This is a genomic window from Shewanella olleyana (assembly GCF_023283825.1).
GTDB classification, from domain to species: Bacteria; Pseudomonadota; Gammaproteobacteria; order Enterobacterales; family Shewanellaceae; genus Shewanella; species Shewanella olleyana.
Genome location: NZ_JAKILD010000039.1, coordinates 1 through 22,610, shown reverse-complemented (window position 1 = coordinate 22,610; position 22,610 = coordinate 1). Strand labels below are relative to the sequence as shown.

Below are 22,610 nucleotides of genomic sequence, written 5' to 3'. Positions count from 1 at the left end.
ATTGTTGTGGACTAGGCTCTCGAAGCATGATGATAAACTTGGTTATTATCTGTACTTCTATTAGATCAAAGCCCTAGACGAATGTCTAGGGCTTTGTCAGCAGTCTGAGGCGCTTAGGCGCCTTTTTTATTGCCTTGAATATGTTGAATCAACAAGATGCGGTTGAACTTAATACCAATCAGCATAAGAATATGATCATTCTTACTGGTTAAAACCGCTTATAACTTCGTTAGAAATTTTGTAGGTAGAGCAACTAGCTAGCTGCAATTCCTGCCTTGTTCTAAGAGATTTTTACTACGCAATATCTGATCACTTATTTATCCCGATTGATATAAATAGTTATTCTCATCATGACTTGTTTATGATTTAATTATTTTTTATTTAATGGATAAAATTCAAATTAAAACATAGGTTAAGGATAATCATGGCTAAAGCACTTCCAGATAACATCGTTGAAACAGAAAGACTCATCATTCGTCCATTTAATGAAAATGATGTAGAAGCTATTTTTAAAATGAACAGTACTTTAGAGATGTTAACTTATATTCCTCAGGAACCTCTGACGGATATTTCTCAAGCTAAGGACGTGTTTGTAGATTTTATTCAAGCTGAGTATGACAGTAGAGGTTTCGCACGTTTTGCTGTGTATCATAAGCAAGATGATAAAGTGATTGGTTTTTGCGGCCCTAAATATTTACCTGAGTTTGATAAAGTGGAGCTAGGATATCGTTACTTTCCTGAATACTGGGGGAAGGGTATAGGCACTGAAGCTGCCCAAGCTGTAATTGATATATTGAAGCCTATGTTCGAGATAGATCAAGTCATTGCACTTATTCTTCATGGCAATGTGGGTTCTGAAGCTGTTGCGAAACGAGTGGGTATGAGCGTCTTAGAACAAGGTGAGTATCAAGGCCATAAAGTGCATGTTTATCAAAAAGTCTTGTAATCAGCTGACTAGATACAAAAAAACCAGCTTAATGCTGGTTTTTTAATGCGTCGATAAACAAGTTTATCGATTATTCGTCTGCGTGATCACATTCGTCATTAGTGCAGTGGCCGTATAAATATAAGCTGTGGTGAGTCAGCTTAATGTTATGGCGCATAGCAATTTCATCTTGACGACGTTCAATGACTTCATCTGAGAACTCAATAACCTTATCGCAGGTTAAGCAAACGAGATGGTCATGATGCTTTTGGGTCGACATTTCAAATACAGCTTTACCACTTTCAAAATGGTGGCGATTCAAAATACCTGCATCATCAAATTGGTTTAATACACGGTAGACAGTTGCTAAGCCAATTTCTTCGCCAATATCGAGCAGTTTTTTGTATAAATCTTCAGCACTGATATGTTGATTTTCAGGGGCTTGCATTAATTCTAGGATTTTGACTCTTGGCAGGGTAATTTTTAATCCTGCTTTTTTGAGTGCTTGATTTCCATCTGTCATTGCTAATCTCTTGATTGCAGAACCTAAACGGTTCGTCCGTGGATAGTTAAGATCATTATATGTGGTGTAATACCAAACTGGAACCTTTCATGATGGTTTATCGACATATATCGGTGAATTTTCTTTCATCATTTCGATAAAACAAGCTGTTAAGTTAAATATTGTGCAATAGTCTTACTTATACTAAGGGATTATTGAGTGTGTTTGGTATTTATATCACTATAAGTAATAGAGTTGCTCATTTGGCTTTTAGAAGCTAGAGACGGAGCTAGTTGCTTGATGATATGGTATCGACATCTGGCTTAGTATAATAAAAATAAGGAAATCAGTATGTATCAGCAGATTGTTGTCTTAACTGGCGCAGGTATTTCAGCTGAATCTGGCATCAAGACCTTTCGCGATCAAGATGGGTTATGGGAACAACATCATATTGAAGATGTCGCGACACCAGAAGGTTACGCTAGAGATATAGATTTGGTTGAACGATTTTATAACTGTCGTTGGGAAAACCTTCATAGTGGTGACGTTCACCCTAATGCCGCTCATGATGCTTTAGCCAAGTTAGAAGCAGAGTTTGAGGGTAAATTATTGGTCATTACACAGAATGTAGATGACTTGCATGAGCGTGCTGGCTCAAGACGTTTATTGCATATGCACGGTGAACTGTCTAAAGGTCGCTGCCCACAGTCATTACAGACATTTGTATTACGTGAACCTTTTGGGGAAGAGAATTGCTGTACCTGTTGTATCCCTGCCAAACGTTTGCGTCCACATATCGTCTGGTTTGGTGAAATGCCGTTTGGTATGGACAGAATTCACGATGCGCTAGATAACTGTGATTTATTTATTGCTATAGGTACCTCTGGAACGGTATACCCTGCAGCGGGTTTTGTTGATAGTGCTAATCATCATGGTGCTCAGACTGTAGAAGTTAATTTGGTTGAAGCTGATAGACATAGCCAGTTTCAATATCATTTAACGGGTAAGGCAGGTGATATTGTGCCGCAACTGGTTGATACAATATTGGCCGGTGAAACAGTTGGGAACCAGTCTTTTAATGAACAACTTGCCAGTGCATTGTCAGCCTAATGTGTTGTAACTTCAATATTGTAGCTTCAGTGTTCTAACTTCTGTGTTAAAGCTTCAGTATTGTAGCTTTCGCATCGTAGCTTCAAATTCAGATGAGATCTTTTTATGAGTCAACAGCAAGGCAAACTTGCGATTATTATGCGAGGTTTACCTGGTAGTGGTAAATCTTACTGGGTTGATACTTATCTTAAGCAGCAGGGGATAGATCAAGCTGTCCATATTAAACAATATGGTTATTTTTCAACTGACAGTTATTTTGAAAAGAATGGCAAATACCAATTCAATCCCAAATTGTTAGGCCAGTACCATCAAGCTAACTTAACGGCTTTTATCAATGCGATGGCCAATAATGAGCCTATAGTCATCTGTGATAACACCAATGTGGCGAAATGGGAGTATATGGCGTATGAAGCGGCGGCTAAATCTTTAGGTTATCAAATCAGATTCGTGCTAATAGGAAATCCAAAAGACAGCCAGCATCAGCAGCTATGCGCAAAAAGAAATCGCCACCAAGTGCCTTTAAGTCATATCAAAACCATGGCGAGACTATTCGAGCTTGATGACTAGCTTGATGACTAGCTTGATGAATAAGGTTTAGTAAATAAGCTTGATGATTAATTATAAGCAATAAAAAAGGCGCTATAAGCGCCTTTTGGATTCTAAAAACTAATGACTAGAACAAGGTGATTTTTATTTTTGTAAATCAATGTTGTAGATTGCAAAACCAAATTCATCGGTTAAGTCTATTCGTTTAGTCATTGGGCGAACTTGATATTGCTCAACAAACTTATCAGCGATGTCACTGTCTTGGGTTTCAAAACGGATATCAAGTTTTGTACTTGAGTCTATCGTCTTAAAAGACCAGTTATTGTTTGCGCTAGGATCAACTTGTCCATCTTCAAGTGACTTGTCAGTAATGAATTTAGCCAAGGCCTCTCGATTGGTATCTGGGAGTTCCATCACGACAAATTGTGCACCTGTACCCGCAAACTTGCCGCCAAATGCACGGAAGTTATTAGTCGCGATGATAAATTCTTTTTCGCTAAAGGCCTTACCTGTAACGATAGTTCCATCAGCTTCTGTAAAGCGTAAATTCACAATTCGGTTTGCATCAGCATTGACCAACGCGCAGTTTCCATCGAATTTTGTTGGTTGGGTAACATCAATTTCATAACTGACACCATCAATAGCATCGAAATTATAGGTACGATGTGAAGTCCAGTTAATTAAGTATTGGGGGCTCGTTGTATCTGGATCTATTTGATTGAATTGATTGGCGCTACATTCAAGCCAGTCTTTCACTTCATTACCAGTCACCTTCAGCGCCACCATGGTATTGGGGTAAAGGTAGAGGTCAGCAGCATTTTTATATGTGAGTTCACCTGAAGCAACCTGAACATAACTGTCAGCATCAGAGGTGGTACTGTGACGACCACCTGCTTTAAATGGCGCAGCAGCAGATAAAACGGGAATACCGTTAAGTGCAGGTATTTTTGCGGCAGCTTGTGTGACAGCTTCAATTTGAGCATTAGCAACAATTTGTACAGTTGGGTCGTCCTGCACTAATGAAAGGAAACTATACATATCAGCAGAAGACTTGCCGATTGGCGCATTGACATAATCAAGAGTCGCTTGATGGTCTTTTTCAATCTTGGCATGGATAGTTACATCAGGCTCAACAGAGAAACCTTCATGTTTGTCTGATGCTTTAACAAAAATAGGCCGAGCGTGCGACAAGCTATCAGTGACAGTCCACTTACCATCTGTATTGTGTAACGTTAAATCAATAATACCTAAATTATCGCCCCAACGTCCTGGCATAACGGCAGCGACACCATTAATGGTCCCTTTTGTTATATCGACTTGAGGAACATTGGCAAATTGCTCGCTTGGAAAAACGGAGTGGCTATGGCCAAACATGATGGCATCAATACCATCAACAGTGGTTAATGCCCAAGTCGCATTCTCAGCATTAACATCACCAGGGTTTTCTGACGAGCCAATACCTGAGTGGGGAATAGCGATAATAATATCTGCGCCAGCAGCTTTCATTTTAGGTACATAACGCTGTGCAGATTCGACGATACCTCGGGCAATCACTTTACCTTCAAGGTTTTGTTTATCCCAAATCTTAATTTGAGGTGGTACAAAGCCGATATACCCAATGTTAAGTGAATGAGATTGGCCAGCGTTATCAACAACGGCTTGTTTGCTAATGAAGTAAGGCTCAAATAAAGGTTCGCCAGCTTTGATGTTTCGAAAACAATTATCGATTTCACAATAAACATTGGCACTGATGTAAGGGAAGTTCGCTTTTGATGTCGCTTGATCAAGGAAATCTAAACCATAGTTAAACTCATGATTACCAATGTTGCCAACCGCATAATTAAGCGTATTCATCGCTTTATACGCTGGGTGGGTATCAGTGAGTTGATTTTTTGATTCAAATTCATGGGCGATAAAATCTCCCATAGGACTTCCCTGAAGTAAGTCACCATTATCTACGAGTACACTATTAGTGAACTCAGATCGAGCTTGATGAATGAGGGTTGCTGTACGCGCTAAACCAATGGTTTTATCTACCTGACCTGTGTAGTAGTTAAAGTCCATGATATTGGCATGAATGTCGCTGGTTTCCATGACGCGTAAATTGACTTCAATGGTGTGTGGTTTGTCATCGGCTACGCCACATGCTGTAAGCCCTAAAGCGCTTACAATCATGATTGCGAGAAAGTTGTTGTTTAACATATTGGCTATTTTTCCTGACCCCAGAGCTTTTTGGTTTGCTCCATATTGTAATTATGTTTGGTACATTTAAATCGGCACGAATAATATAGAAATTACATGACAGTGTTGCGACTAATTCATTATTTTTATCTTAGGTCATCAACTTAACATGAGAGTGATTTTAAAATCGGGCTATGATTTCTTTAGACCGTTAGGCTAGTTCTGTAATGAATACTAAGTTTTCACCGAATTTGTTTATAAAATAAAAAAGGCGCCGAAGCGCCTTCTTAATCAAAAGATTATTACTTATCTTCTAGTAAACCACGGCTTCTTAATAGTGGTTCAATACCCGCATCTTTACCGCGGAATTGACGGTACAGATCCATCGGATCAGCACTGCCACCAGTAGATAAAATGTTATCTCGGAATGATTGCGCAGTGGCTGGATCAAATATGCCGTTTTCTTTAAACGCTTCAAATGCATCAGCGCCTAAAATATCAGACCATAAATAGCTGTAGTAACCAGCAGAGTAACCGCCTGCAAAAATGTGCGAGAAGTAAGTACTACGGTAACGAGGAGCAATTTCTTGAATTAGCCCCATATTTGCTAAAGAGTCAGCTTCGAATTTAGCCGCATCATGGACTGTATTGTCTGTCAGTGTATGCCAATCTAAATCTAACTTAGTCGCCGCCATGTATTCAACCGTTGCAAAGCCTTGGTTAAACTTACTTGCGGCTTGAATTTTCTCGACGAGTTCCTGCGGGATGACTTTACCAGTTTTGTAATGCTTAGCAAATTGCGCTAACACTTCAGGCTGAGTCATCCAGTTTTCCATCACCTGTGATGGAAACTCTACATAATCGCGTGGAACTGATGTTCCCGCTTGTGAGGCGTATTCTACATCAGACAGAATGCCATGCAGTGCATGGCCAAACTCATGGAAAAGTGTGCTGGCTTCATCAAATGTGAGTAATGATGGCTCATCACCGGCAGGGCGAGGGTAGTTTAATACGTTAACAATAATTGGCTTTGAATCTATGCCGTTCATATTGTATTGCTGGCGGTAAGAATTCATCCAAGCGCCGCCACGTTTGCTATCACGTACGTAATAGTCGCCCATAAACACAGCTAAGAAAGAGCCATCTTTATCATAAACTTCCCATGTTCTCACATCTTCATGGTATTTAGGTAAGTCAGTACGCTCTTTAACAGTGATGTCGAATAAACGGTTAGCGGTATAGAAAACACCATCTAAAGTGGCTTCTAATGAAAAGTAAGGACGTGTTTGTTGCTCATTAAAGCTGTATTTTGCCACACGGATTTGGTCTGAATAATACCACCAGTCCCACGCTTCAAGCTTAAAGTCGCCACCTTGGCTATCGATTAATGCTTGCATGTCTTTAACTTCAGCATTCGCTTGTGCGAGTGCAGCAGGCCAAACTTTATCTAATAGACCGTAAACATTTTCAGGTGTTTTAGCTGTGCGTTCTTCCAAAACAAAGTGAGCATGGGTTTTATAGCCCATTAACTTTGCTTTCTCAGCGCGTAAAGCAGCGATTTTAGCTAACCCTTTCTTGTTATCATTGGCGTTGTCGTTATTCGCGCGCTCAATATAACCTTTAAAGATAGTTTCACGCAGCTCACGATTTTCTGCATAAGTTAGAAACGGTGTGATTGAAGGGCGTTGTGTGGTAAATACCCATTTCCCTTCATGACCACGTTTCGTGGCTGTTGCCGCCGCAGTTTCAATTGCATCAGCAGGTAAACCAGCTAAATCAGCTTCATTATCAATAACAAGTTCAAAAGCATTGGTTTCAGCTAATAAATTGTCACCGAACTCTAGGTTTAATTTACCAATTTGCTCGTTTAGAGAACGAAGTGTGTCTTTATCTTGAGCAGATAAGTTAGCGCCGCCACGGGTAAAGCTTTTGTAGGTATCTTCTAATAACTTAGCTTTAGCGGTATTCAGGTTTAGTTTGTCAGCTTGTAGGTAAACCGCTTTAACGCGTTGGAATAGAGCATCGTTAAGTAAAATATCATCACTAGCTGCTGACAACATTGGTGATACTTCTTTCGAAATTTTTTGGATTTCAGGGTTAGTATGGGCGCCGGTCAAGTTATAAAAAACACTTGCCACTTTTGTGAGTAAAGCACCTGAGAACTCCATTGCTTCGATAGTGTTTTCGAAGGTAGGTTTTTCTGGGTTTGCTATGATTGCGTCAATTTCAGCTTGTCTTGCAGCAATACCCGCTTTAAACGCTGGTAAGTAATGCTCGTCTTTGATTTTATCGAAATCAGGGATTTCCATAAAAGTGCCATATGGCTTAAAAAAAGGATTATTAGCGTTTTGCTCAATGATAGATGAAGCGACGACATTTGGAGCTTGAGCTGCTTGAGTGGGGGCTGTATTTGGTGCTGAGTCGTTAGCACATGCGCTCAATACTAAAGTTAGCGCCATGGCAGAAAAAAGTGGTTTGAGGGTTAATCCCTTCATAATTATTTCCCTGTTTGGATAAATGGTTAAAAACGAGCCTTTAAAGCAAAATTTGCTTCAAGCTCTTATATAATCATTATTAGTCTATGATTTGTGACTAGTTTACCAAGTTTTTGTCAGTTTCATGTTTTAGTTTGTAACAAAAAATAAAGGGACCTGATGTGACATCAGATCCCTTTAAGCTATCTCAGTGGAAGGGGGAAGAAATGAGATAGCTTATAAAGCTAAACTATTGAAACTAAACTATTGAAACTAAACTTTGAAACTATGGCTTTAAAATGACTTTTACACTCGCATCCACATCGGCTTCATCAATGTAACCGATTGCATTTGGATTTGAGGCTACAGCGGATTTCATTGCCGAAGCACTTGATACTGTTGCTGGTGGGTTACCTTTACCAGTAAATACTTGCTTAGACCAAAATGCTTTTAGCTGTGAATCAGATTTACCCGTTACAGCACTATGAAACTCAGAGCGAGTCGCATTGCCTTCATCAAGTTCGTAAACAACAGCAGACTTTGAGCCTTTTCCTAAGAAAAGTTTTTTAGCATCTGATGCTGAAATATCTCCAGCGCCAGGTGCGCCGATAACAACAACCGCAGCTTGGGCTGACATAACTGAACAAACGCTAAGCGCTAAAATAGATAATATTTTTTTCATTTTATCGCTCCTTAAAATACGACGTCGAATTGAACGGTATACACTGTAGTGTCATCGAATTCCTGACCGATATTGGTATCGAAACCACCTGAAGTGTCACCAAAGTCAGTTGCGTGTGTTACGTCAAATTTAAGCGCTAAGTTATCCATAGCATCCCAACGAACACCGGCACTATAAGCTGTGCGCTCACCGTTAAAAATTGCTGCATGAACAGGGTTTGTACGCACATCATTATCTTTAGTCTCAAAGTATGAAGCTGTTACATAAGGCGTAAATGCATCAATGCGGTAACCCAAAGTCAAGTAACCAGCATCTGAATCAGGGTATTCTTCATCAATCTCAAGACGAGTCCATTCTGCAATTGCTAGGAAAGAGCCATTATCATAACTACCACCTAAGCCAACGAATGTGCCTTTAGCATCATCGATATCCAATATGTCGACTGTTACATCAATTGAAATTGGTAGTCCAGTTGATGGGTCAATACCACCGTCAACAGCAGTTTGACGAGTCACTGTGCCATCAAGCGTTGCCTGACCATATACTGCACGCAAAGTCCATGTTAAATCAGTCCAGTTAACATTGGCACCAATAACGTTACCAATATCAATACCTGAATCTTCTGACTGGCCACCAAACGCTTGAATCGTTAATGTTGAGTCATCAAATTCAATATCGTAACTTGCATCGGCACCAGTGTAAGAGGTGAAAGGAACTGCATCATAAACTTCAGAAGGTGGACGCACGAATGGTTGTGCATAACCCACGTCTAGGTAATCAGAGTACATGAATAAAGGTACACGAAGTTTACCGGCGCGAGCCTGAAGACCATTTTCAAAACGGTGTGAGATATAAGCCCACTCAGCTTCTACTTCCCAATCGTTGCTACCTTTCATCATTAACTGCATCACAGCTTGTGTCTGATCGGTAATTGCGAACGTACCTTGAAGACCAAACTTGCTACCGTCATCAAAGTTTGCAGAAGTCGTCGCACCTGCATAACCGGTATTATTATCTGAGCTAATATAAGCGCCTGTCATAAAGCCGTTAAAGCTAAAACGTTCAGTTAAGCTTTCTGTTTGGGCTGTTTGCAGTGACTGAACTTGTTGTTCAAGCTTGGCAATTTTCTCATCGCTTGTATCTTCTGCAGCTGCGTAAGCTGGAAGCATTGCTACTGAAATAGCTAAAGGTAGCGCTTTCAAGTTGAATCTCATGGTGTAACTCCTGTTCATCTTATCCCAAGGGTATGTTGTATTTCGTGACCTTATTTAAATTAAGATCTTATTTTTGTTAGACTTTAAATTGACCAGTTATATTTTGAAGTTGTTGGCTAACGCCTTCAATGTCATAACTGATCCCGCCCATTTCATCCGTGGTCATTTTTACTTTAGCGGCATTTGTTTCAATATCAGCTATATATTGCTGAATAAGCTCTGAAGTGTTGTGTTGTTCTTCAGTGGCTGCAGCAATTTGATCGTTTACAACTGTAATAGCGCTCACTTTGCTAGTGATATTGTTTAATGCGTCTCCTGCTAATGAAGTGGTTTTTACACCTTCTTCAGCGGTTTCGATTCCACGTTGCATTGCCTCGACTGCTTGAGTCGATGTTGAGCGAAGTTCTTGCAATACTTGTTGAATTTCTTGGGTTGACGCTTGCGTGCGAGAGGCAAGGGTTCTTACTTCATCAGCGACGACGGCAAAACCTCGTCCTTGTTCACCTGCACGTGCAGCTTCAATGGCTGCATTTAATGCAAGTAAATTAGTTTGATCTGCAATACCACGAATGGTGTCAAGAATGTCATTAACGTTACTGGTGAATGCTTCCAATTGATTAACTACAACAGCAGTTGTTCTCACTTCTTCAGCCAGTTTATTGATAGTGGTAATGGCTTGTGTCACCACTTCTTGTCCTTGTTTTGCATCTTGATTCGCATTGTCTGCCTCTGAAGCAGCATTCGCGGCATATTCAGCAATATGGGCGACGCTGACAAACATTTCTCGCATAGCATGAGAAATTTGCTCAACGGATTCATTTTGATGCTGAACAGTCACTTCACTGTTTTTACAGCTTTCAAGTAAGGTCTGAGAAACAGAACTTAAGCTTTCGGTTGTTTGTTTCGTGTCTGCAATTGAGGCTTGAAGTTTAGAGACAAACTGGTTGAACCAATGGACTAAGGTGGCGATTTCATCTTTACCTTGGTAGTCGATTCTTGATCTTAAATCGCCTTCACCTTCAGAAATATTTCTTAAAGAATCAGTGACGTTTTGGATGGTGACGATAATGGAACGGTTGACTAAATAGCCCACAACGATAAGAAATACTGCGACGATTACGCCAATAGTCAGCATCAAATTAGATGCGCTATCTGAACTTTCAAGTGTCGTTTGGATACTATCTTCGAATGATTTTGAGTAATCTGCTTGTTTTTTATCAAAAACATCAATGAGTTGTTCGTAACGTTTCGCATTATCAGCTGCTTGACGTTTTATATTATTAAAGTCAACGTCATCTTTAAGAAACTCTGCTACTAGCAATTTGGCATTGTCATGATAAATGGTGAGATCTCGTTGCATTTTAGATGCATCACTATTTTCAGATGGCATTAGATATTTAACAGAGTTTAAGTTGTTATTTATTTCTTTGACCATGTTATCAGCAGTGATCAAATTATCTTCTTCACCAGTTGTTACCGCTGATTGTATATTTTGATCAAGTTGTAAAAGTAGCCCTTTATTAATTGTTGCTAAATTTAATACTGGATATAGTTGTGATTGAAGTCCATTTAATCGTTCAGCATTTTGTTGCACACTTTGATTGTTAATAAATAAAGATATAACAAACGAAGATATTGCAACGACTGTTAATAAAGCGATCCGATGCTTTATTTTTAAGCTGTTTAACTTCATCAAAAAGATCCTGCTGTTTTTTATTAGTGATAATTTGAGCTAGTCGGTTCAAATTATGCATATGGTAATATGAATTTTATGCTAAAAACATAGCCAATTTTGGTGAGTTGTTAAAATGTTTGAGTCTAATTCAGGTAATCATACTACCATCAGTAACTTATGTTTTGTTTTTAACAACAACTATTTTTTAATAAAATTTCAAAAAGTGCTCCTATGAACGTAAACTTTCAAACTTATACAAATTCGTCAAATAAATGTCTGTGTCATTTATTTGTCTGTGCAAAAGTTATTTTGTTTGCGATAATTTATCTTAATGTTATCAATGTATATTTTAGTTAAAATCTATAGGTTTGGTATGTTCTTGTAGTAACAATATCGGCAATTAGTTGAATATCTTTAATTTAAATGAGAATTAAAGTTTTTATAAGTGTGGGGAAGCCTATTACAATTGGTAATGACTCTCATTAATATATGTGGGATATAGGAAGGAATAAGTTGGGAATAATATAATGTTAATTTTTTGAATGTTTATAAACTTTCCTGAATAGTACATTTGTCTAGTTATATACTTAACTTCCGTTTTTATATATGACTAATGTTTAGCTAAAGTTTAGCTAAACATTAGTCAGAAAATCTGTATTGCGTGTTTAATGTCCTAAAGATTCTGATCCTGCACGTCTTGGATCTGATGAGCCATATATACCGTGTTCATTAATTAAAATCGATTGAGTGCTGCCCATTGCACTAGAAGTCTTCACTTTATGACCTTTAGATTCAAGTAAAGTAATCGTGTCATTGTTTAAACTCGTTTCTACACCAATGTAGTCAGGCAACCACTGATGGTGAATACGTGGGGCTGCAGTTGCTTCAGCGACGTTTAATTGGTGATCTACGACATTCATTATCAATTGCAATGTGGTTGTGATGATTCTTGATCCACCTGGACTACCCGTTACCAGAAATGGTTTACCGTCTTTCATGACAATGGTTGGGCTCATAGAACTGAGAGGCCGCTTATTACCTTCAACCGAGTTCGCGTCGCCGCCAATAAGGCCGTAACCATTAGGCGTACCGGGTTTGGCTGAAAAATCATCCATTTCGTTGTTAAGCAATATTCCAGTCCCTGCGGCCACTAGACCAGAACCATAACTAAAGTTAAGAGTATAAGTGTTAGATACCGCATTACCCCATTGATCGACAACAGAGTAATGAGTGGTTTGATTGCTCTCATAAGGCGCTATATCACCAGCTTTAATCTCAGCGCTTGGTGTGGCTTTGTTATAAGCGATTTTTTTAGCGATACTGTCAGCATATTTTTGGCTTGTTAGCTCGTTCACAGGCACAGGGTTAAAATCTGGGTCGCCCAAATATTCACTTCTATCGGCATAAGCATGCTTCATCGTTTCAGTCATAAGATGCAAGGTTTGTGCGGTGTTATGACCAAGTTTTTGAATCGGGTAGTTTTCCAGTACATTGAGCATTTCAATAATGTGGATCCCACCAGATGAAGGCGGTGGCATAGAAACCACTTCATAACCGCGATAGCTTCCACGAACTGGCTCGCGTTCAATGACGGTGTAATTTGTTAAGTCATCGAGGGTCATCATTCCGCCAGCGCCGTTAATCGCTGAAACTATTTTCTCTGCAGTTTCTCCTTGATAAAACCCTTTACTGCCATGTTGAGCAATTAATGAAAGCGATTGAGCTAAATCTGTCTGAATCAGGGTGTCATTCACTGAAAAACTGTCACCATTCTTTTTATAAAAAATTTCAGCAGAGCTAGGCCATTGAGAAATTCGACGTTTAAGCCCATCCAGTGAATCGGCCAAGTCTGAGTTAATCCTAATTCCATTTTTAGCAAGTTTTATAGAAGGTTTAATCACATCTTTAAGCTTCATGGTACCGTATTTATCTAAAGCAAGTTCAAGACCCATAACAGTTCCAGGCACGCCAACTGCGAGACCATGCTCACGGCTTAATTTAGGATTGGCATTACCTTTTTCATCTAAAAAGATATCTTTATGGGCTTTTGCTGGCGCAGTTTCTCGATAATCAATGGCAATAGTTTTATTTGATTCTGCTAAATGCACCATCATAAAACCACCGCCACCGATATTACCGGCACGTGGGAGGGTAACTGATAAAGCAAATCCAACAGCAACAGCGGCATCAACTGCGTTGCCACCTTGTTTCAGAATGTCGACACCGATACGAGTGGCTATAGATTCTTGGCTAGCCACCATGCCATTTTTTGCCCAAATGGGTTGAGCTGTAGCTGAGCGACTGAATATCGATTGTTCATTGGCTGCGTTAACATGAGTGGCTGATACAGCAGTTAAACTCAGGGCAATTGCAATGCTGGTGGAAATGACGATAGGTTTAAACTGAGAAAAAATACCCACTTTCAGTCCTTTGTAAAATCAATGATGTGTTGCAATGTGCCATAAGTATGATCTAATACACAATATCTAATGCGGCTTTTTGAGGAAATATGTCAGAGTTTGTAGATGAGGGTATTGAACTGAGTTTTTATGATTCAGTGGCTTCAATTGGCCAATTAAATTGGCAAAGGGTGTTTAGAGACGATAACCCTTTTACACAGTTTGAGTATTTATCGGCATTAGAGCAAAGCTTAAGCGTTTGTTCGAAGGCGGGATGGCGTCCTCAACACATAGTTATTCGCTCTGAGAATCAAGTTATTGCTATTTTGCCTTGCTATGAAAAAACACATTCTTGGGGAGAGTATGTTTTTGACTGGGCTTGGGCTGAAGCCTACGAAAGAAATGGTTTGGACTACTACCCAAAGTTAGTCGCTGCAATTCCTTTTACACCCGTATCGGGGCAGCGGATCGGTATGATTGAGTCATTATCCGATATTAGTCGCGCATTGCTTTTGGAGCGAATATGTCATTTTTTGAATCAAACTGTCACCCAAAAGCAGTTTTCTTCTTGGCATTGTTTGTTTTTACCTAAAAAAGACTTCCATCACTTAAGCCATTCAACCATTGGCCGTGTAGGCACTCAATTCCATTGGCAAAATAAATCCTATACAAATTTTGATGATTTTTTAAATCAATTAGTGTCTAGGAAACGCAAAAGCATTAAAAAAGAAAGAAAAGCAGTTGAAGATTTTAATTATGATTTTATTAATGGCGATAAAGCGACTGCAGAACAATGGCAAGGATTCATTCATTGCTATCAACAAACTTACCTTAAACGTTCGGGTCACACTGGTTATTTGAACGCAGAATTCTTTCATCAAATAGCATCATCAATGGGTAAGCAAATTCGTTTGCTATTGGTGACGAATGAGCAAGGTAACCTTATTGCATCAGCATTGTACTTTATCTCATCAACCCACCTTTATGGTCGTTATTGGGGATGTTTACAAGAAGTCGATGGTTTGCATTTTGAAACCTGCTATTACCAAGGAATTGAATACGCCATCAATAATGGCCTTAAGATATTTGATGCAGGTGCGCAGGGGGAGCATAAAGTGGCTAGAGGATTCGAACCTGTTGAAACTTATTCAAATCATGAGGTCGCACACCCACAGTTTAGAAGGGCAATTCATGATTATTGCCAACAAGAGCAGAAACATATTAAACAATATATGCAGCAAATATCTGAAAAACTGCCCTATAAAACCTGAAGCCAACTTTTATCTAAATAGGCGTTTTATTTGAATGGCGCTTTTACTGAGTAAGCCTGAAGTATAATAAAGTGTTTTATCAGAGGTTTAACGGGCGCTTCCGTATATACCATCTAAACCAGGCTTGCTCGCCTTGATAAAATGTTGGGGTATATTATGACTTCACTTTAATTGCAGGGGAATAAAACGTGCTAATGTTTACATGTCATTAACTTAGTACTTAGTACTTAGCTGTATCGCACTCCCCATAAAGCGCTAAAGCACTTAAATTAAAAGCACTTAAATCAAAAGTACTTAAACCAAAAGTATTTACCCATAGAAGCAGTTACCCATATGAACCTAAAAGAAATTATAAATCTGGGCACCAATAGACAATCATTTTCTTCAGCGAATCGAACAAGAACAATGAATATCATCGGCTTAATCACTGTTGGTATTTCTTTGCTCTATTCATTGAATTACATTTTTTTACTTGAAAACCATACCGTTGGATTTATCAATTTAGGCTTCACTTTAGCCTATCTCTGCACCATTGCGTTGACAGCAAGCCATCACTCAAAATTTGCCAAAATTTGGTTTTTTAGCATTTTAATGTTGCATCTGATGGTTTGCACCAATGTTTATGTAACAAATGCCAGTGGTTTTCATCTTTATTTCTTTCTAGTACCAACAGGGGCTTTCTTGTTGTTTGAATTACGAGAAAGAGTAGAGCAGGTAACGCTAAGCCTAGTGGCTTTAGTTTTATTTTTCTTTTGTGAAAATACGCCAAACAATAATCCCTTGATTGAGCTGAGCGATCAAATGAATCATATGCTTTACCAGTCAGTGGTATTTTTCACCATGCTCGAGGTGATATTCGTTTTGTATATTTTTGCAAAGCAGATTGATAAAAATGAAAAACAGTTGATATTACAAGCCACCACAGATTCATTAACTAGGCTGGCCAACAGACACTATTTTTTTGAAGAGGGTAAAACCTTATTTGATGATGCGGTAGATAAAAAATTACCGTTTACCTTAGTGTTATTAGATTTAGACTTTTTCAAAAAAATAAATGATCAATATGGCCACTTAGTTGGTGATAAATGCTTAATAGAGGTCACGAGTACGATTAAAAAATTGTGTCGTGAAAATGATTTGTGCGCGCGTATCGGCGGCGAAGAGTTTGTAGTCGCGATGCCAAATACTTCGCTTAAAGATGCCGAAAAAGTTGCTGAAAGAATGAGAAAGCACATTGAAGAGTGTAAAATCTCGCTTTCAGAATCTCGTCAGCTAACATGTACAGCAAGCTTTGGTTTAGCTGATAAAACGCAATGTGCCACCGAACTTAAAGATTTATTGATTCGAGCGGATAAAGCATTATATGTCGCCAAAGCAAGTGGTCGAAATTGTGTTAAACCTTACTTTGATAAAGCGGCTTAAATGGTTTTTGTGTTGCGTTTATAATCCAATAATTGAGTAATGTCGAACAGCGAGTTGACTGACTTGGCTCCAGTCAGATTGTTTCACGCGTTGTTGATGAAAATCAAATGCGGCTTTATCAATAAACTCCTCATTCACATAAAACCTAAAAATATCACTGTCACATTGAGTGACGTTAAAACTAATGCATCCTGGCTCTTTGCGCGTTAACTCAGTGTGTAACGTTAATGCGTTAATAATGTATGCTAATTCGTCAGTAGTGGTATTTTGGGGAAATTGAATATGGCCTGTAAGATTAATTTTTTACATTATTTTCTTCCTTGAAATAAGCTACCCGTACAGATTTAGATAACGTATTTTTTAACCTAAAGCCAACCAAAACCCGACGCCAATCATCAAGCTACCAGCGATCCGATTCATTAATTTAATATTGTCACCGCGCGATAGGAACATTCTTAAGCTTTTACCGCCACTAGCGTAAGCCAGCATTGATACGCTTTCTGTCACCATGATGATTGAAAGCAGCCAAAATAATTGAGGCGCCACGGCTTTATCGACACTGATGAAAGGTGGCAGTAATGAGATCATGAAAGCCCACCCCTTAGGATTGGCAATCGCAGTAATAAAGCCTTGTGAGATTAATGTGTAATTACTGATTGCGCTATCTGTTTGCTGACCTTCAATAATGGCCATTTTGCCCTTTGAGCGCCACATGTTCACGCCAATATAAGCAAGATAAGCACCGCCAAGCCATTTTAAAATCGCAAACGCGTCGGGATAATTTAACATGACACTGGCAACCCCCATTACTGCTGCAATAGCGACTAAAGCAACTCCAACGAGTTCTCCTAGCATCATCCATAGAGTACGCCTTACACCAATACTCATGCCGAGGGTCATTGCAAGCGTCATACACATACCTGGTGTAATGGAGACGAAAAAGAACGTTGGGATAAATACCGCTAATACAGCTAAATCAGGCATGGATAGTTAATCTAAATGAGGAAAACGACGAGTTTAAGGAATTACAGCGTTTGTGCAATTAAATTTTTACTGAAGAAGTTAAGTAAATTAAATCAGCGCGTTCATATAAGTAAACGCGCTGTCTAAAACTTAGATGGTTAACTAAATAAAAGTTAGCTAGGTTCAACAACGATATGTTCAAGTTCGATTGCTGCAACAGCTTGCAGCGTATCCATTGTCGCGTTCGCGAGACTAATCTTACCTACCGAAGACTCGATCAATACAGCACGGTTAATATCACTGTAATCACGGTTATGACGAATAAGATTAGACAGTGCCATCTGCATTGGCATCATTGAAGGGTTGAATGCTGCATTTTCAGCATAACGGCCGCAATAGGTTTTGCCATCTTTAGTTTCGATAACAACAGCGGCAAAGTTCTTAGTATATGGCGCGTAGCTAAGGCCTGCTTGGTCAACGGCTTCGATGATCATTGGGTCATCAGAATTCAAGCTAAACTCTATATTGCTTTTAGACAATAATGGTTTAGTCACTTGTAAATCTTTAGGGCCGAAAGCATAAGGTAAATAGTGAGCGAGCAGCTTAGGTTGTTGCCCCGGTAAATGGATTTTTATATCAATACCACTCACTAATTCATTAATGAATTGGCGGCAATGTCCACATGGAGAGAAGTTCACCACAATATCGACAATTTTTTGTTCACCATTTAACCAAGCATGGCTAATGGCACTTTGCTCTGCATGGACTGTATGAAAAAGTGCTTCAGAAGATAACTCAAAATTTGCGCCCATATAGATGTCGCCACTTTCGCCTTTAGCAATCGCGCCGACATAAAATTCACTAATGCTTGGTTTCGCTAATGCAGCTGCAATAGGTAATAAGCTAAGTAATAATGCTTCTTCAGTCATGTCACTAACTTTAACAAGTTGTGCAAGTTGACCTGCATCAATGTGACCGCAAAAATCTTCATTGAGTAATGGGATTAATGCAGTTGCTACCGGTTTTGGTAGTTGGGTGATGCTATCAATGAAACGATTTTGCATGACCAATTCCTTTTAATTAAACGATAAGTGCAAAGCAAGTTATATAAGCCGTTAAAGCGACTGCAGATATAAACAAAGGGCTTTTAATAACTTCTGTTTGTGCTCATTCTCGCTGGTTTCTTCTAATAAGTTTTCGAGATTAATCACATAATCAGTATCAGACAAGCGTTGTTGGCAAAATTCTCGCCAGTTGACAGACTCATCATGATTGAGAGTTTCTGGGTAGTTGCGAGCTCGATAGCGGAAAAACATTTCAGCTAAGCGCTCATCTTCAAATTCAAGATGAAGAGCAGCAAGGTTTTCTGGCTTAGTGCTGCGGATCATTTCCATTTTGCCTTTATCGGCATGGCTAAAAAAGCCGCCGCTATAAAGCATAAGATCAGGATCTGTCGCCGCAGGATGATCGTTCACTTCAAACACAGCTTGTAATTTCTCCCTTAATTCAGGGTGCTGCTTAAATAGCTTGTATTGCGAGCGTGCAAAGTTCATATCAAACTGATGACGTTCGGCAACTTGTTCTGTGAGTAGTTTTGGCGTGCCAATAAATGGACATTTATTTAAGTGAATTTGCTTTAAAGGTATAGGCAACTCATCTGGGGCTAATTCACTGCGCGGCGTATACATCCGCTCGGCAATATCTTCCACTGACAACTCAATCAATGGCGTTAAATCCATCGCTAGATTGACACATATCATCGCGTTTTTATTGCTTGGATGTGGAGCTGCTGGTGCTATTAATGTCACACAACCATTCGCAGCACTGATTTTTGAGCTGACATGTACAAGCGGTTGCATAAAGTCGCCTTGAATTAACTCTGCAACTTTTCTTTTGTTACGCAATTCAAAATAGTATTCGTATAACTTTGGCTGTTTTTCTTTGATGAGCTTTGCGATTGCAATGGTGGCGTAGACATCGCTCATTGCATCATGTGCTTGTTCATGACTTAACCCATTTGCTTGGGTTAAGTGTTCTAGTTTAAAGCTTGGTGAACCATCTTCTTTTAATGGCCAATTAATACCTTCTGGTCTGAATGCATAACAAGCTCGAACAAGATCAATAATATCCCAGCGACTATTACCGTTTTGCCATTCCCTTGCATAAGGGTCGATAAAGTTTCGATAAAAACCATATCGACTGACTTCATCATCAAATCGTAAGGAGTTATAACCAACAACACAGGTATTAGGTTGAGTAAAAATACGATTAATTCGCCCCATAAACTCGGTTTCAACCATGCCTTTTTGGTTGGCGAGTTGGGGAGTGATCCCAGTTACCAAAATAGCTTCGGGTGAGGGAAGGTAATCGGTTGATTGTTTGCAGTAAAAATTTTCAGGTTCACCAATGATGTTGAGATCTAAGTCTGTGCGAATGCCGGCAAATTGAGAAGGACGGTCTTTTGCTGGGCTAACACCAAAGGTTTCATAGTCGTGCCAGAAAAGAGTTGGTTGAAAAGCACTTGCCATAATATCAAGTTATCCTAATTTTTAATTCTAATTATCTTAACACTGTTAAATACTAATGTTTACAGACTTCAATTTAATTGAATGCTTTTTAATAAGGTGACGTAATTGAATTTGCTGGGTACACTCGGAAGTATTACAGGAGTTTAGTATGTACAATCATTTATTCAGTCAGCCAATCAAATATAACATCAGTAAAGATCAAACTTTATCGATTGCCTTAGCGGATGACGTCAGTGATTTTATATTATTGCCTGCTTTGAGCCAGCCATTGGCCGAAATCATCATTTGTGAGTCTGATAACGCTGAATCTGCGAGTTTTATTCTAACTTGCCAGCCGTTCTTTAATGTTGAGGTGTTAACGCATCAAGCTGATGTTCTTGCCTCTGAAATGGTCAATGTTGACTTAACAAATTTTGTTGCTGATAACGATTTAGAAACTTCTTTGCCACTTGAAGTGTTTAATCGAACTTTTGGACAAGGCTTTCGTCTTTATTCTCGGGTGGGTGTTGCACCGCGTATCTCAGCGAAGTTATTAAGAAAAGGAGTTATGTTATCTTTTTCAGTTGAAGACATTCGACAAAATTTGATTTCTATTAAATATCAGCAATCAGTTTGTGAATCAGTAACGCTAGAACAGGACCTACGTTTAAATCAAGAGCCGAAAGAGCTGATGATGGCGAAAGCGATTCTTGCTAGAAATTTCGATTACGAAGAGCCGCCAGCGACACTTGCTCTTAATATCAGTGAAATTGAACAGGTGAGGGCAGATATCAATGTTTATTTGGCTGAAGAACGAAATAAGGTCCATGCCATTATCGCTGCGCAACTATTGAAGCTAGATAACCTACTTAATCATAAACAGCAGTGGTTATTAAGAACATATAGTCAGTCTCAACAAAGAACTAACTATGCAACTGCTGCAAATGAACTCTCTAAGGATGTAGAAGACCTACAACGAAAACTAGAGTGTTTTGCTCTGCTAGCACCAGCAGATGTTAGTTTAATGGTCGACAAGCTCACTGAAGAGACCTGACATTTTCCTATTGATTGCGTAAAATCCTCCCCTTATACGTTCCAGTTAACTCTTTTACCAGAGTTCTTACATGTCTTTTATCATTTAAACAGAGTTATTTGATGCAATATATTTGTCCAATATGCAGTTCTGCCTTGTCACTTAATGCCAAATCTTGGCAGTGTGAAAATCGTCATCAGTTCGATTGTGCAAAAGAAGGTTATGTTAATTTACTGCCCGTTCAGAAAAAGAACTCTAAAGACCCTGGTGATAATAAAACGATGATGTTCGCGCGTCGTGAGTTTTTAAATAAAGGCTATTACCAAAAACTCAGTGATAGAGTGAACGAACTCGCTACCCAGTTCTCTAGCAAAGTTGACAAAGTCTTAGATATAGGTTGTGGCGAGGGTTATTACAGTCATCGTTTATTTCAAGCTTTGAAAAAAGAAGGTGAGAACAGAGATAAACAGATACCTTGCCACCTGCAAGGTTTGGATATTTCGAAATCTGCGATTAAATATGCTTCTAAACGATATCCTGATTTAGATTTTTGTGTGGCGAGTGCTTATGAAATGCCATTTGCTGATGATGCTTTTGATTTAGCCATGCGCATTTACGCGCCGTCTAAGATAGAAGAATTACAGCGAGTAATAAAACAGGACGGTATGTTGATCACGGTTTCACCTGGCCCTATGCATCATTTTGCGATGAAAAAAATCATTTATAGTGAGCCCAAACCCCATGACGAAGCTAAAGCTGAGCTTGAAGGCTTTACCTGTTTACACCATGAAAGGTTACAGTACCCATTGGATTTAACAGACCCTATTGATACTGAACATTTTTTAAATATGACGCCGTATGCATGGAAGTTAACTCAAGAACAGAAGGCACAAATCGCAGATCAAGGACTTAGCTGCGAGTTAGACTTTAGTATTGAAATTCATCAACGTAATTGATTTGTCATCTAAATTTGCTATTTTACTTTTTGAATCTGATATTTAGTTTTTATTAGTCGTTCGATTCGCAAATATTCAGCGATGTAATAACTAATTGAATTAAAATGTTGATGTTAGTTGACATCCCCGTAGAAAGGTTCATAATCTATCGGGCTTGAAGGTTGGGCTTAGTTTATGTGTTTCAATACGACCAGTTTCGTCCTGTGAACATAAGTAAAACCGGCATTTTCAGCTCTACCGCCGTTAAGGCTTTAATTTATATATACAGGATTTATATCATGTCTCAAGTTACTGGTGTTGTTAAGTGGTTCAACTCTGACAAAGGTTTCGGATTTATCGAGCAAGAGTCTGGTCCAGACGTATTCGTTCACTTCCGTGCTATCAACTCAGATGGTTTCAAAACTCTTGACGAAGGTCAAAAAGTTCAGTTCACTGTTACTCAAGGTCAAAAAGGCCCACAAGCTGAGAACGTAACTGTAGTTTAATTATTCCTAGCTTCGGCTAGATAATTAAATAAAACTGTAGTCTTTTGACTGCAGTTTTTTTTTGCTTTTTTTCTGTTAGCTAAATGATTCAGCGCTATTTTTTCTTTTGTTTTACCCTACCTTCCGTTCGTACCATTAACTCAGCGTTGTGTTAATACCAATCCGCAATTAATTATGATCTAATGTGTTCATCATTTCCAAATCATTTTATTCTTTGAAAAACTACACACCTATTGAACTAGTTAAATTATCAAAGTCAGAAAAA

19 protein-coding genes are annotated in these 22,610 nt (G+C 39.0%); 8 read left to right on the top strand and 11 right to left on the bottom strand.

Annotated features, from left to right (window positions below; genetic code table 11):
- The first annotated feature begins 424 nt into the window (after nucleotides 1–424).
- The gene (locus L2735_RS18555; protein WP_248986123.1) at nucleotides 425–946 is read left to right on the top strand and encodes a GNAT family N-acetyltransferase; all 522 of its coding nucleotides are present in this window, start codon (nucleotides 425–427) and stop codon (nucleotides 944–946) included.
- 70 nt (nucleotides 947–1,016) lie between these two features.
- Here the strand turns inward: L2735_RS18555 and fur are convergent, their stop codons facing one another.
- Nucleotides 1,017–1,448, bottom strand: coding sequence for a ferric iron uptake transcriptional regulator (fur, locus tag L2735_RS18550; protein ID WP_220754207.1), 432 nt, complete (start codon nucleotides 1,446–1,448; stop codon nucleotides 1,017–1,019).
- Nucleotides 1,449–1,778: 330 nt separating this feature from the next.
- On the opposite strand from fur, the gene cobB reads away from it, so the two are divergent.
- Together cobB and L2735_RS18540 are read left to right on the top strand one after the other, a co-directional pair.
- The gene (gene cobB / locus L2735_RS18545; protein WP_248986122.1) at nucleotides 1,779–2,537 is read left to right on the top strand and encodes a Sir2 family NAD+-dependent deacetylase; all 759 of its coding nucleotides are present in this window, start codon (nucleotides 1,779–1,781) and stop codon (nucleotides 2,535–2,537) included.
- Between the two features lie 105 nt (nucleotides 2,538–2,642).
- Nucleotides 2,643–3,104: an AAA family ATPase gene (locus L2735_RS18540; RefSeq protein ID WP_248986121.1), complete on the top strand. Its 462-nt coding sequence runs from the start codon at nucleotides 2,643–2,645 to the stop codon at nucleotides 3,102–3,104.
- Nucleotides 3,105–3,227: 123 nt separating this feature from the next.
- Here L2735_RS18540 and L2735_RS18535 read toward each other — a convergent pair whose 3' ends face one another.
- From L2735_RS18535 to ggt, 6 genes are all read right to left on the bottom strand, one after another.
- A complete protein-coding gene (locus tag L2735_RS18535) occupies nucleotides 3,228–5,285 on the bottom strand; it encodes a bifunctional 2',3'-cyclic-nucleotide 2'-phosphodiesterase/3'-nucleotidase (protein ID WP_248986120.1) in 2,058 nt (685 codons plus the stop codon).
- A gap of 281 nt (nucleotides 5,286–5,566) precedes the next feature.
- Nucleotides 5,567–7,759: a M3 family metallopeptidase gene (locus L2735_RS18530; protein WP_248986119.1), complete on the bottom strand. Its 2,193-nt coding sequence runs from the start codon at nucleotides 7,757–7,759 to the stop codon at nucleotides 5,567–5,569.
- A 265-nt stretch (nucleotides 7,760–8,024) separates the two neighbouring features.
- The gene (locus tag L2735_RS18525) at nucleotides 8,025–8,420 is read right to left on the bottom strand and encodes a type 2 periplasmic-binding domain-containing protein (RefSeq protein WP_248986118.1); all 396 of its coding nucleotides are present in this window, start codon (nucleotides 8,418–8,420) and stop codon (nucleotides 8,025–8,027) included.
- 11 nt (nucleotides 8,421–8,431) lie between these two features.
- Complete coding sequence (locus L2735_RS18520; RefSeq protein ID WP_248986117.1) at nucleotides 8,432–9,634, bottom strand: hypothetical protein; 1,203 nt, start codon at nucleotides 9,632–9,634, stop codon at nucleotides 8,432–8,434.
- A 76-nt stretch (nucleotides 9,635–9,710) separates the two neighbouring features.
- A complete protein-coding gene (locus tag L2735_RS18515; RefSeq protein ID WP_248986116.1) occupies nucleotides 9,711–11,327 on the bottom strand; it encodes a methyl-accepting chemotaxis protein in 1,617 nt (538 codons plus the stop codon).
- A gap of 647 nt (nucleotides 11,328–11,974) precedes the next feature.
- Nucleotides 11,975–13,723, bottom strand: coding sequence for a gamma-glutamyltransferase (gene ggt / locus L2735_RS18510; RefSeq protein WP_428848333.1), 1,749 nt, complete (start codon nucleotides 13,721–13,723; stop codon nucleotides 11,975–11,977).
- A gap of 95 nt (nucleotides 13,724–13,818) precedes the next feature.
- Between ggt and L2735_RS18505 the strand changes: the two genes are divergently transcribed.
- Together L2735_RS18505 and L2735_RS18500 are read left to right on the top strand one after the other, a co-directional pair.
- Nucleotides 13,819–14,979 carry a GNAT family N-acetyltransferase gene (locus L2735_RS18505; protein WP_248986114.1) on the top strand — a complete coding sequence of 387 codons (1,161 nt, stop codon included), beginning with the start codon at nucleotides 13,819–13,821 and terminating at the stop codon, nucleotides 14,977–14,979.
- A gap of 333 nt (nucleotides 14,980–15,312) precedes the next feature.
- Nucleotides 15,313–16,401 (top strand): GGDEF domain-containing protein, encoded by a 1,089-nt coding sequence (locus tag L2735_RS18500; RefSeq protein WP_346348157.1) that lies wholly within the window; start codon nucleotides 15,313–15,315, stop codon nucleotides 16,399–16,401.
- A gap of 18 nt (nucleotides 16,402–16,419) precedes the next feature.
- On the opposite strand, the gene L2735_RS20070 is transcribed toward L2735_RS18500, so the two are convergent.
- From L2735_RS20070 to sbcB, 4 genes are all read right to left on the bottom strand, one after another.
- On the bottom strand, nucleotides 16,420–16,638 hold the full coding sequence (locus tag L2735_RS20070; protein ID WP_346348158.1) for a putative quinol monooxygenase: 219 nt from the start codon (nucleotides 16,636–16,638) through the stop codon (nucleotides 16,420–16,422).
- A 123-nt stretch (nucleotides 16,639–16,761) separates the two neighbouring features.
- Nucleotides 16,762–17,385 (bottom strand): LysE family translocator, encoded by a 624-nt coding sequence (locus L2735_RS18490; RefSeq protein WP_248986112.1) that lies wholly within the window; start codon nucleotides 17,383–17,385, stop codon nucleotides 16,762–16,764.
- A 152-nt stretch (nucleotides 17,386–17,537) separates the two neighbouring features.
- Complete coding sequence (gene cdd, locus L2735_RS18485; protein ID WP_248986111.1) at nucleotides 17,538–18,428, bottom strand: cytidine deaminase; 891 nt, start codon at nucleotides 18,426–18,428, stop codon at nucleotides 17,538–17,540.
- Between the two features lie 51 nt (nucleotides 18,429–18,479).
- Nucleotides 18,480–19,892 (bottom strand): exodeoxyribonuclease I, encoded by a 1,413-nt coding sequence (gene sbcB, locus L2735_RS18480; RefSeq protein WP_248986110.1) that lies wholly within the window; start codon nucleotides 19,890–19,892, stop codon nucleotides 18,480–18,482.
- Between the two features lie 148 nt (nucleotides 19,893–20,040).
- On the opposite strand from sbcB, the gene L2735_RS18475 reads away from it, so the two are divergent.
- From L2735_RS18475 to L2735_RS18465, 3 genes are all read left to right on the top strand, one after another.
- Nucleotides 20,041–20,925, top strand: coding sequence for a hypothetical protein (locus tag L2735_RS18475; protein ID WP_248986109.1), 885 nt, complete (start codon nucleotides 20,041–20,043; stop codon nucleotides 20,923–20,925).
- Between the two features lie 101 nt (nucleotides 20,926–21,026).
- Complete coding sequence (rlmA, locus tag L2735_RS18470; protein ID WP_248986108.1) at nucleotides 21,027–21,860, top strand: 23S rRNA (guanine(745)-N(1))-methyltransferase; 834 nt, start codon at nucleotides 21,027–21,029, stop codon at nucleotides 21,858–21,860.
- 278 nt (nucleotides 21,861–22,138) lie between these two features.
- The gene (locus L2735_RS18465; protein WP_012155714.1) at nucleotides 22,139–22,345 is read left to right on the top strand and encodes a cold-shock protein; all 207 of its coding nucleotides are present in this window, start codon (nucleotides 22,139–22,141) and stop codon (nucleotides 22,343–22,345) included.
- Nucleotides 22,346–22,610 lie beyond the last annotated feature (265 nt).

Bases quoted from the DNA above. Each gene is read 5' to 3' on its own strand.
- L2735_RS18555 (WP_248986123.1), top strand. From the start codon at position 425: ATGGCTAAAGCACTTCCAGATAACATCGTTGAAACAGAAAGACTCATC.
- fur (WP_220754207.1), bottom strand. From the start codon at position 1,448: ATGACAGATGGAAATCAAGCACTCAAAAAAGCAGGATTAAAAATTACC.
- cobB (WP_248986122.1), top strand. From the start codon at position 1,779: ATGTATCAGCAGATTGTTGTCTTAACTGGCGCAGGTATTTCAGCTGAA.
- L2735_RS18540 (WP_248986121.1), top strand. From the start codon at position 2,643: ATGAGTCAACAGCAAGGCAAACTTGCGATTATTATGCGAGGTTTACCT.
- L2735_RS18535 (WP_248986120.1), bottom strand. From the start codon at position 5,285: ATGTTAAACAACAACTTTCTCGCAATCATGATTGTAAGCGCTTTAGGG.
- L2735_RS18530 (WP_248986119.1), bottom strand. From the start codon at position 7,759: ATGAAGGGATTAACCCTCAAACCACTTTTTTCTGCCATGGCGCTAACT.
- L2735_RS18525 (WP_248986118.1), bottom strand. From the start codon at position 8,420: ATGAAAAAAATATTATCTATTTTAGCGCTTAGCGTTTGTTCAGTTATG.
- L2735_RS18520 (WP_248986117.1), bottom strand. From the start codon at position 9,634: ATGAGATTCAACTTGAAAGCGCTACCTTTAGCTATTTCAGTAGCAATG.
- L2735_RS18515 (WP_248986116.1), bottom strand. From the start codon at position 11,327: ATGAAGTTAAACAGCTTAAAAATAAAGCATCGGATCGCTTTATTAACA.
- L2735_RS18505 (WP_248986114.1), top strand. From the start codon at position 13,819: ATGTCAGAGTTTGTAGATGAGGGTATTGAACTGAGTTTTTATGATTCA.
- L2735_RS18500 (WP_346348157.1), top strand. From the start codon at position 15,313: ATGAACCTAAAAGAAATTATAAATCTGGGCACCAATAGACAATCATTT.
- L2735_RS18490 (WP_248986112.1), bottom strand. From the start codon at position 17,385: ATGCCTGATTTAGCTGTATTAGCGGTATTTATCCCAACGTTCTTTTTC.
- cdd (WP_248986111.1), bottom strand. From the start codon at position 18,428: ATGCAAAATCGTTTCATTGATAGCATCACCCAACTACCAAAACCGGTA.
- sbcB (WP_248986110.1), bottom strand. From the start codon at position 19,892: ATGGCAAGTGCTTTTCAACCAACTCTTTTCTGGCACGACTATGAAACC.
- L2735_RS18475 (WP_248986109.1), top strand. From the start codon at position 20,041: ATGTACAATCATTTATTCAGTCAGCCAATCAAATATAACATCAGTAAA.
- rlmA (WP_248986108.1), top strand. From the start codon at position 21,027: ATGCAATATATTTGTCCAATATGCAGTTCTGCCTTGTCACTTAATGCC.
- L2735_RS18465 (WP_012155714.1), top strand. From the start codon at position 22,139: ATGTCTCAAGTTACTGGTGTTGTTAAGTGGTTCAACTCTGACAAAGGT.